12 protein-coding genes are annotated in these 10,000 nt (G+C 58.8%); 11 read left to right on the top strand and 1 reads right to left on the bottom strand.

Annotated elements, in window-relative coordinates:
* The 10 genes from LDL37_RS13070 to LDL37_RS13115 form a co-directional block, all read left to right on the top strand.
* Positions 1-456, top strand: a 456-nt coding sequence (locus tag LDL37_RS13070; RefSeq protein ID WP_290799109.1) for a hypothetical protein, incomplete at its 5' end; no start/stop codon positions are given.
* A 123-nt stretch (positions 457-579) separates the two neighbouring features.
* On the top strand, positions 580-1,935 hold the full coding sequence (locus LDL37_RS13075) for a replication-associated recombination protein A (protein ID WP_290799112.1): 1,356 nt from the start codon (positions 580-582) through the stop codon (positions 1,933-1,935).
* Between the two features lie 2 nt (positions 1,936-1,937).
* Positions 1,938-2,429 (top strand): DUF805 domain-containing protein, encoded by a 492-nt coding sequence (locus LDL37_RS13080; protein ID WP_290799115.1) that lies wholly within the window; start codon positions 1,938-1,940, stop codon positions 2,427-2,429.
* Positions 2,430-2,629: 200 nt separating this feature from the next.
* Positions 2,630-2,947 (top strand): DUF805 domain-containing protein, encoded by a 318-nt coding sequence (locus tag LDL37_RS13085; protein ID WP_290799118.1) that lies wholly within the window; start codon positions 2,630-2,632, stop codon positions 2,945-2,947.
* Positions 2,948-3,049: 102 nt separating this feature from the next.
* On the top strand, positions 3,050-3,532 hold the full coding sequence (locus LDL37_RS13090; protein WP_290799121.1) for a DUF805 domain-containing protein: 483 nt from the start codon (positions 3,050-3,052) through the stop codon (positions 3,530-3,532).
* Between the two features lie 40 nt (positions 3,533-3,572).
* Complete coding sequence (locus tag LDL37_RS13095) at positions 3,573-3,836, top strand: hypothetical protein (RefSeq protein ID WP_290799123.1); 264 nt, start codon at positions 3,573-3,575, stop codon at positions 3,834-3,836.
* Positions 3,837-3,879: 43 nt separating this feature from the next.
* Positions 3,880-4,755, top strand: a complete 876-nt coding sequence (locus tag LDL37_RS13100) for an RluA family pseudouridine synthase (RefSeq protein WP_290799125.1) — start codon at positions 3,880-3,882, stop codon at positions 4,753-4,755.
* 127 nt (positions 4,756-4,882) lie between these two features.
* Positions 4,883-6,595, top strand: a complete 1,713-nt coding sequence (locus LDL37_RS13105) for a pilus assembly protein TadG-related protein (RefSeq protein WP_290799128.1) — start codon at positions 4,883-4,885, stop codon at positions 6,593-6,595.
* A gap of 138 nt (positions 6,596-6,733) precedes the next feature.
* A complete protein-coding gene (locus LDL37_RS13110; RefSeq protein ID WP_290799130.1) occupies positions 6,734-8,179 on the top strand; it encodes a pilus assembly protein TadG-related protein in 1,446 nt (481 codons plus the stop codon).
* Positions 8,180-8,293: 114 nt separating this feature from the next.
* Positions 8,294-8,707, top strand: a complete 414-nt coding sequence (locus tag LDL37_RS13115) for a DUF805 domain-containing protein (protein WP_290799132.1) — start codon at positions 8,294-8,296, stop codon at positions 8,705-8,707.
* Between the two features lie 72 nt (positions 8,708-8,779).
* Here LDL37_RS13115 and lipB read toward each other — a convergent pair whose 3' ends face one another.
* Positions 8,780-9,529, bottom strand: coding sequence for a lipoyl(octanoyl) transferase LipB (lipB, locus tag LDL37_RS13120; RefSeq protein ID WP_290799134.1), 750 nt, complete (start codon positions 9,527-9,529; stop codon positions 8,780-8,782).
* 139 nt (positions 9,530-9,668) lie between these two features.
* Here lipB and LDL37_RS13125 point away from each other — a divergent pair, with 139 nt between their 5' ends.
* Entirely contained in the window at positions 9,669-9,950 is a 282-nt protein-coding gene (locus LDL37_RS13125) for a FliM/FliN family flagellar motor switch protein (protein WP_013478892.1), read from the top strand.
* Positions 9,951-10,000: the final 50 nt, after the last annotated feature.

The following is a 10,000-nucleotide window of genomic DNA, read 5'->3' on the forward strand; positions in this document are numbered from 1 at the left end:
GACCGCCTGATGCGCCTTGCGGATCAGATTCTGACCGCGCTCGAAACCGCGCCGCGCCCCACCACGGCTATCGAGATTGGCCGCACCGCCCGCGCCATTATGGCCGTCGAGCGGATGTTGCGGGGGATATACACGCCGCTGCTGAAGGCGAAACCGAAGCCGGTCAAGGAGGCAACTCCGACCGAAACGCCCGCTGCGTCTCGTCGTCCTCGCGCCGAGCCACCGTCCCCGTCGCGCCCTGACGGGCTCACAGGGGAGGAGACAGACAGCCCCGTGAACGGAGGGGCGTTGGCCCCTGAACGTACAGAAGAAGCGAAACCAGAGGCAATCCCCGTGGCCTCTCCGCATGGTGAGTGGTCAAAGGGCTGGGCCGACAAACAGGCTCAAATGCGCGAACAACGCGCCGCTCGCATCGGCAAATGGCCCGACGGCACGCCGTATAAAAAGTCCGGCTGATATCTCCTCCCCATCGCTGACGCGACAGGGAGGAGAGAGGTGTCCCAGCCCTCCGGAAAAAAACCCGCTAAACGCCGATTTCACGGCTTTTCCTGTCCGGGCAACATGTTCTATACATGTTCCATGTCTTCTGCGCCCCATGACCTGTTTCAGGCGGCTGGCCTGACGCCGTCCGCTCCGACCCTGACCGCAACTCCCGAAGGGTTCAAGCCGCTGGCTGAGCGTTTGCGGCCGCAGGCCTTGTCCGAGATCGTGGGACAGGACCATCTGCTGGGCGAAGGCGGGGCCATTGCGCGCGCCGTCGATCGCGGGTTTTTGCCGTCGCTGATCCTGTGGGGGCCGCCGGGCGTCGGCAAGACGACCATTGCGCGGTTGCTGGCCGCCAGCGTCGGCTATGAGTTTCAGCAGATTTCGGCGGTTTTTTCCGGCGTCGCTGATCTGAAAAAGGCCTTTGAATACGCGCAGGCCCGCCGCAATCAGGGGGTGCGCAGCGTCCTGTTTGTCGATGAAATCCATCGCTTTAACCGCGCCCAGCAGGACAGCTTCCTGCCCTATGTCGAAGCCGGCGTGGTCACCCTGATCGGGGCGACGACGGAAAACCCGTCGTTTGAGCTGAACGGCGCGCTTTTGTCGCGCTGTCAGGTGTTTGTGCTGAAGCGCCTCGATGATGAGGCGATGGACAAGCTCATCACCCGCGCCGAAACGCATCTGGGGCACGCCTTGCCGCTGATGGACGAGGCGAAGGAGACGTTGAAAGGGCTGGCCGACGGCGACGGGCGCTATCTGCTGACCCTGATCGAGTCTCTGGCCTCGATGGGGTTTGAGGCGCCGCTGAATAGCGAGGCCCTGCTGCAAAACCTGCAAAAGCGCCGTCCCAATTACGATAAGGACCGCGAAGGCCACTACAACCTGATCTCGGCCCTGCATAAGTCGGTGCGCGGTTCCGACCCCGATGCGGCACTCTACTGGTTTGCGCGGATGCTACAGGGCGGCGAAGACCCGCTGTACATCGTGCGGCGGATGCAGCGCATGGCCTCCGAAGACATCGGCAATGCCGATCCCATGTCGCTGATCATGACCAATGCGGCGCGCGAAACCTATGAGGTGCTGGGCTCTCCGGAAGGCGAACTGGCCATTGCTCAGGCGCTTGTCCACATGGCCTCGGCCCCCAAATCGAACGCTGTCTATACGGCCTTCAAGGCGGCGATGAAGGCGGCGAAGGACACCGCGACGCTCGACCCGCCCGAAGTCATCCGCAATGCGCCTACCAAATTGATGAAGCAACTGGGCTATGGCGAAGGCTATATCTACGACCCGGATGACCCCGACGGGTTTTCGGGGCAGAACTATTTTCCGGACGGCATGGCACGCCCGCGCTTCTACGACCCGAAGGGCGAGGGGCACGAGGGCAAGACGCGACAAAGGCTTGAATACTGGGCACAATTGCGGGAAAAGAAACAGCGGCAAAGGGGGGGATAAAGATGTTTTTATGGTTTGTGATTGGGGTGGCAACAGTCTTTGTCATCGCGAATATTATAGTAGCCTTGATTTGCCTGCCGGTTATCCTGAAGAAAAGTGTGTTGCCCAATCGCTTTGGGGGGACTGTGGAGACACTTGATCTGTTCCAAGCGATCGCTCAGGGTTTCAGTCGTTGGAATGATTTTGGGGGACGTTCAAACCGTATCGCATTCTGGGTATTTGCTGTATTTATAGGATGCGTTTGTTTTGGCATTCTGGGACTGACAGTTTTTCTGCTTATTCTCAACCGCGATGCGCCTACCTGGTGGTCAGGTCTTCCCTTGCTGGCACTTCCGGTTCTCGCTGTGCCGAGCCTTTCGGTGGCGGTGCGCCGGTTGCACGACACCAACCGCAGCGCCTTATGGCTGTTGTTAATGTTCGTCTGTGGATGGTTGGTATTGTTGAGTTTTTTCTGCCAAATGCCGAGCCAAGACCAACGAGTTGAGGTTTTTTAGTAGCGGGTTGATTACTGAAACGCGTGGCAGCAGGGGGGAATGATGTACGATTTTGGGGGGGGCAATTTTACCTTTATCTTGCGGCTGTTTTTGTGTTGCCGTCCGTGCTGGCGGTTGTGTGGTTTAATCTCAAAAAACCTGCGGATGCCCTTCGTTTTGGAGCCCCGCCGCATGGACGGTTAAGCCTCGGCAGCGGTGTCGTGACCGCACTGGTTCGCGGGCTGAATTTTACAGGTCGCGCCACCCGCTCACAATTCTGGTGGTTTGTTCTGATTTATCTCACGGTGTTGTTTCCTGTCGGCTTTCTGGCCAAGGATTACAATCCCATCATGGGCGATATCGTTTATGCTTTGATCGCCGTGCCGATGCTTTCCGTGGGCGTGCGCCGTCTTCATGACATAGGCCGCAGCGGGTTATGGTGGTTGCTCTTGCCGACAGTACTGGGGGCTCTGCCGCTGATCGTCTTATGGACCTTACCGGGTCAAAAGCGACAGGCGGAACCGGAGTCTGTGTTTTAAGCCTTCAAGTCACACTCGCCTCTCAGCTCTGTGATAATCGCTCCCCATTTCCGGCCCATTTCACGTCCAGACTGACCTTCACGTTGATGAAGGAGACGCGCTATGTCACCGGAAACCCTGCAACAACTCGCCGTTCTGCTGCTGTGGATCGCGCCGGCCTTTCTGCCGTTTATTATTTACCCCACCGGACCGAACCGCTTTGGTGCGCCGCACCGCACGGCAGGCTTTGAGGCGGCGGTGCGCAGCGGCTTTGGGCGCGCTTTTGACTTCAAAGGCCGGGCGTCGCGCGGCGAATATGGCGGCTTCCTGTTGCTGTTTGTCGGCGTCTATTGTGCCGCCGCCCTGATAGACGGGGCCTTTGGGCTGAGCTGGCTCTACATCGCGCCGATACTGCTGCTAGTCCCCTATATAGCGGTCACTACGCGCCGTCTGCATGATCTCAATCGCTCCGGCTGGTGGCAGTTGCTGGCCCTGGGGGCGGGCGTTTTTGTGCTGTTTTATCTGCTGGCGCAACCGTCAGCGCAGCCGCTGCGTCAATCCCTGCGCCGTCCGGTGGGGCCCGTGCGTATGGCTGGTCATCGCTAACGAAAGGCTATAGGTTCGTCTCTCCAAACTGAGGTGACGGATGAGCCAGGTCGTGCGGATTTTGAAGATAGGGGCGGGGATCGTCGCTGCCGTCTTTGCGGCTGTGGTGGTACTGGCCCTCTATGCGCCCTACGAGGCCGGAAAGGTGTTGCGCGCCCTCAATATCGGCATCAGCGGACAAGGACTGGCCGTCTGGGCCGCCTTCGCGCTGGGGGCGCTGATCGTTTTGGCAGCCCTGTTTGGCTCGCTGAGCGGCTCCGGCTTTCGGGGTCGCCGCGGTGCGGGCAAACATCGTGAGGATTGAAAGGCCTATGGGCAAGCGCTGGGCGATATTGTAAGAGCCGCGCATGACTCCGAAAAAGCAGGACAAGCTCAACCGTAAAAAGGCCTCGCGTCAGTCGCCGCAGCACAAAGCCGCCATTGCCGAGCGCGAAGCAAAGGGCTGGGCGCGCCCCGTCCAGACGCCCCAAAACCCCAAGGCCATCGACCGGCCGCTGAAACTGTCTGACGAAGAGATCGTGTGGGTGAAATCCATGCTGATCCACGAAGACGGGGTGATTATGGGCTTTAACAAGCCGTCGAACCTGTCGTCACAGGGCGGGCGTGGCAATTTCCATAATCTCGATGACATGCTGTGGGCCTTTGCGCGCTCGAATGGCAACAAGCCGCGCCTGCTGCACCGGCTGGACCGCGACACGTCGGGCATTATTCTGGCGGCCAAGACGCGCACCTCGGCGGCCTTTGTCGGCAATGCGATTGCCGCGCGTGATGTGCATAAAACCTATGTCTGCATCGTCGCCAGTCCGCAAAATCTTGCGGACGAAGGCGTCATCGACGTGCCCCTGCGCCGCGAAGAGATCGGGCGGGAGGCCTATAGCCGCGTTTGCGCCGCCAATCATCCGGACGCCCTGACCGCCCGCACCACCTATCGCGTGCTCAGCCGCACCGATACCTCGGCGCTGGTACAGTGTGAGCCGTTTACGGGCCGGATGCATCAGATCCGCGTCCACATGGCGCATCTGGGCTGTCCCATTGCGGGAGACGTCCGCTACGGCGGCGCGCTTAGTCTGGACGGTCTGCGCGTGCCGCGCCTGATGCTGCACGCCCGCGCCATCGAGTTTCCGCATCCCGATGGCGGTCGCCGCCGCTGGGAGGCACAGTTGAGCCCGGATATTCAGGCGCTCTGTGAAGGTCTTGGGCTGGCGCAGGGAAAAAGTCCGTAAGGCTTCCCGCCGTTTACGGTAAACACGTATTGGGCTTAACGGCGCGTTAGGGATGCTTCTTTCTCCGTCATTAATGTATTTCTTATAAAATTTGCTGCAACTGTGCATCCTTTGGGGCAGAAATGACATGTTGAAGCAATCGGGCGGTCGTCTGCGCCAAAACTGCGGCCATGCGCTGAAGGCGGGTTTCTGGGGTAATACTCGCGGCAACACCCTGATTGTTTTTGGTCTGCTTGCGGCCACTGTGGTGGCGGCCGCCGGGGGTGGGGTCGAGTTCAGTCTGGCCAACGAGCAGAGCAACCGGCTTCAGGACGCAGCCGATGCAGCGGCCCTGCGTGGGGCCTTGATGGCTAAAGACGAAACCGCCGCCAAGGCCGCCGCAGACACCGTGTTCAATCTCAACCTGACAGACAGCGGCATTACACCGACATCAAAAGGTCTGACGTTCGAAACGAGTGGTTCGCACAAGACGGCGGTTTATACGGCCAGGGCCCAGATCAACACGACCTTTCTGAGTATGATGGGCATCAAAACGCTCAGCATCGGCGCGACCTCGACCGCCGAAGCCGAAATGCGTAAATCCGAAATCGCTCTGGTGCTCGACTCGACGGGGTCCATGTCGCGGGATTCGCGCATGACCAACCTCAAGGCCGCGGTGGACAGCGTTCTGGCCTCTCTGCTGGTCAATGGTCAGAATGTGTGGGACGCCAGAGTCGGTATTGTGCCGTTCGATACGCAGGTGAATATTCAGGGCGTTCCGGCCGCCGGCATCGCCGGGGAGTTCGGCGAGACGCCCTATACCTATAGCTGCACGGGCAGCAGCATGACGGCGGATCGCTGTACCTCCGTGGGGACGACGCGCGACCTGATGTGCAGCGGCGCGGCGGATGTCGCCGCCTGCAAAGCCAATGCCCGCATCTATGCCTATACGACGAACGGTGGCACTTACCGGGTGTTTGTGACTTCCTACTATTCGCAAAACAACGGGTCTTGCTGGGCGGGATACTATTACTACAACAATTGTAACTACACGGTTGTGTCGCGAACGGACTATTATGCGGCGACGACCTGGGCGCGCACGAACAACGCCAGCAATTCGACGGCATGGCCCTGGGCGGACTATTACGGCCGCCCCAATAACAACTACGCGCAATATAACGGCACGATCACCGCGACGCCGACCAGCGCCGGTGGCTATGGCTCAGGATCGACGACCACCATCAAGGACAATGATACCATTACGGCCAATTCGAACCTTCTGGGGGTCGGCACCGACAGCTGGAACGGTTGCGTCATCGACCGTAAACAACCCTATGATGTGTCGGGACAATCTCCTATCGCGTCCAATGCCGACACCCTCTATCCGGCAGCCAAATGTGCCACCAATAACCTCTTGCCGGTGATGGGCCTGACTACGGATATCGCCGCTGTGCGAGCCCATGCCCAGAAGCTGACGCCGGCCGGTAATACCAATATCACCATCGGTGTGCAGTGGGGTATGGAGCTTCTGTCGCCGGAACTGCCGTTCAATACGGCCAAGCCCTACAGCGACAAGACCAACTACAAGTATATGATCGTCATTACCGACGGTGAAAACACGCAGAACCGGTGGAGCACCTCGGCCTCCACGATCAATGCCCGCACGCTGCTGGCCTGTCAGGCGGCCAAGGATCTGGGGATCACCGTCTATACGATCCGCGTCATGGAGGGTAATTCCGACATGCTCAAATCCTGCGCCAGCCGTCCGGAATACTTCTACGATGTCACGGCTTCAAGCCAGTTGACCTCGACTCTGGCCAAGGTTTTCTATTCGATCCAGAGCACGCGCCTGACGAAGTAAGGTGATATTTCCAGAGTTTTTTCAGGCATTTCCAGGTGTTTCCGTGCGCGGCATTACAGGGTTTTTGCAATAGAGCGAATCTTAAGCTTTGGCGCGTAAATTGCAGGGAGAAAGCCGATACAGATACACGGATACACCATGCGCCAGCCTGACTTCTTCCGCGATCGCCGTGGCAACACGGCCGTTATGTTCGGTATGTTTTTCTTTTTGCTGACGGCGGCCATGGCCGGCGCACTGGATTTTTCGACCGTCCTTTCGCGTCGGGCCAAGGCGCAGGATGCGCTGGATGCAGCGACCCTGGCCGTGGCGATCCTGCGTCCGTCTACGGTTGAGCAGGCCAGGACGGCAGCGACCTTACGCCTCAATAATGAATTGGGCGACAATCCGGACAAGGTAGCCATAGACCAGTTCCAATATGATACGGCGACGCGCACCTACTATGTGACGGCCAAGGGGAGCTATAAAACCTTTCTTCTGGGCGTCGTGAACATCAAGGAGATGCCTTATGAGGTGCTCAGCAAGACTATTCAGGCGGCCAATGGCACGCTGGAATTGTCGCTGGTGCTCGATAATACCTTCTCTATGAGCAATAAGCTCGATGGCACGAAAACGCGTCTGGACGTGCTGAAGACGGCGGCCAAGAACCTCGTCAACACCGTCATGACCGATGCCAACAAGGACTATGTCAAGGTCGCCGTCGTTCCCTATGCCAACTATGTCAATGTCGGTGTGGCCAATCGCGGTCAGACCTGGGTTTCGGTCGGCGCCGACTATACGGTGCCCAAGACCTGTAAGACCAATACGACCAAGACAACCTGCACGCCGGGAACCACGTACCCGTGTACCACCAATGTAGACGGTGTCATAAAGCCGGCTACCTGCCGGAAGGATCAGGTGTGTACAACCGTGACAGTTGCGCCTTATGAGACCTGTAGCGGCCCAACGAATTACAAATGGTACGGCTGTGTGCGCCATCAGGTCGATACCAAAACTAAAATGGCCCTGATGCCCGACCCGCTCACCGCCTATACCGGTGCCCTTGAAACCTCACAGCAGTGTCCGACGGCGATACAGCCCCTTAGTAATAACAAAACGACCGTAACGGCATCGATAGATGGTCTTGTTCACAGCATTGGCGGCTATCAACCCCTTACCTATATCCCCGGTGGACTGATATGGGGCGTGAATACCTTGTCTCCGCCGGCGCCGTTCAAAGAAGGTCTGGCCTACGACGTCAAGAACAAAGAGCCGAAGAAGGTCATTGTGCTGATGACCGACGGTGACAACACCATCTATACCGACTCAAAAGGGGTGGCCATATCCGCTCTGAAGGGGGCGGTGACGGATGCGAAGCTGGTTGCCCCGACTTACACGGTTCAGGATAATGTTTGTAAATACGCCAAGGGCAAGAATATCGAAATCTTCGTTATTGGTCTGGGGGTGACGGACCCCACCGCTTTGAGCGCGCTGAAATCGTGCGCCACGGATGCCCAGCACTATTTCGATGCCCAGAGTGCCAACGAGCTGATTCAGGCATTTAACATCATCGGTGGCAAGCTGAGCGTGGTGCGCCTGATGCAATAGCGGCGGTAGAAAAGCAGCGCTGCCTCAGATAAGCGTCTTTTCTCATGCGGTTGACGGTGTTAAGCGAAAAGGCGGGGACTTTGAGTTCCCGCCTCTTTTGTTGCGGTATGGATCATGAACCAGAAAATCGACTGGAGCGAGCTGTTCTTTTCGTCCACCGGACGGGTGCGGCAAACGCCGTTCCTGATCGCCCTGGCGGTGCTGGTCGGGCTGTTCATGATCTATGACTCGGCCATTACCGGCGCGCCGCGCGTGCTGACCGGGTGGGTGGTCTATCCAGCACTGCTGTTTTGTGCCGCGTGCGTGTTGTCGAAGCGTTTGCACGACCGGGGGCGCTCCGGCTGGTGGGCGGCGGTGATCCTGATCGCCTTTATGATGGTGTGGCCGCGCCCGGATAATTTCCTCGACTTTGTTGGCGCATTGGTGCTGCTGTGGGCGGCCATTGACTTAGGCGCGATGCCCGGCGAGAGGGGCGCGAACAGGTACGGGCGTTCCACGCGATTTGCGGCGCCCATCGAGCAAAGCTAAAAACCCGAGAGGGGCGCGAACAGGTACGGGCGTTCCACGCGATTTGCCGAGCCCATCGAGGCGGTTTGACGCTTATTTGGCCAGATCCACCGGCCCGAAGCGTTCGATAAATTGCTGACGCAGGGCGTAGTCCACCTCATCCATGGTCACCGGCAGGCCCAGATCAATCAGGCTGGTCACCCCGTGTTCGGAGATGCCGCACGGCACTATACCATTGAAATGGCTGAGGTCCGGCTCGACATTCAGGCTGATGCCGTGAAAGCTGACCCACCGGCGCAGCTTGATGCCGATGGCCGCGATTTTATCTTCGGGAATAGGGGTAATCCCCCGGTCGCGCCGTTCGACCCACACGCCAACGCGCCCGTCACGGATATGGCCTTCGACATTGAACTGCCACAGCGTGCCGATGATCCAGCCTTCCAGCGCCTTGATAAAGGCGCGGATGTCCTTGGTGCGCCGGTTGAGGTCCAGCATCACATAGATCACCCGCTGACCGGGGCCGTGATAGGTGAACTGCCCGCCGCGCGCGCTGTCGAAAACCTCGAACCGCTCGGGCTCCAGCAGGTCTTCGCGTTTGGCCGACACGCCGGCCGTATAGAGTGGCGGGTGTTCGATCAGCCAGATCAGTTCGCGCGCCTCGCCCTTGAGGATGGCTTCGACGCGCGCCTCCATCGCGGCCACGGCGTCGGGATAGGCCACCTGAGCCGCAGACACACGCCATTCCGGCAGACCGTTCTCAGGGTCTTTCAGGAAAAAGTCCGGCGACACAAAATCGGGCTGAGTGTCATCGGAATCTGCGGGGCTTAACCTGTCGTTCAGCATGTTCGGCCATTCTGCGGCGGATGGGGGAGGGTTCTTCCCTATCGTGTGATGCGTTTAGAAATGCATCACACTCAGGGATTTTGGTTGGTAGCGCAATTTTTCCGAAAAGTGGTGCCCACTTTATCGGATTGCGCTCTATATGGGCATTCAAGGGATCAAGTCGAGCGTGTCGTCTCAGGTCAATTCCGTACCGGTGGAAATCTCAGTGCTTCTGGGGCGGTCCGTCCTGCCGATGCAGCAGCTTCTGCGCATGGGCCGCGGCGCAGTCATCCCGCTGGACGCGCGTGAGCACGATGAGGTGTGGATACTGGCCAACAACCACCCGGTGGCGCGCGGCGAAATCCAGATTTTCGAAGAGAAGATCTCGATCGTGGTGACCCGCCCGGCCAATGTCTATGACTTTATGGCCCTGGGGAATTAGGCTATAATTGTGGAGAGGTCTAAATGGAAAAGAGCGGGTCGTGTGACCCG

The sequence above is a fragment of the Asticcacaulis sp. genome, assembly GCF_020217185.1.
Classification (GTDB): domain Bacteria; phylum Pseudomonadota; class Alphaproteobacteria; order Caulobacterales; family Caulobacteraceae; genus Asticcacaulis.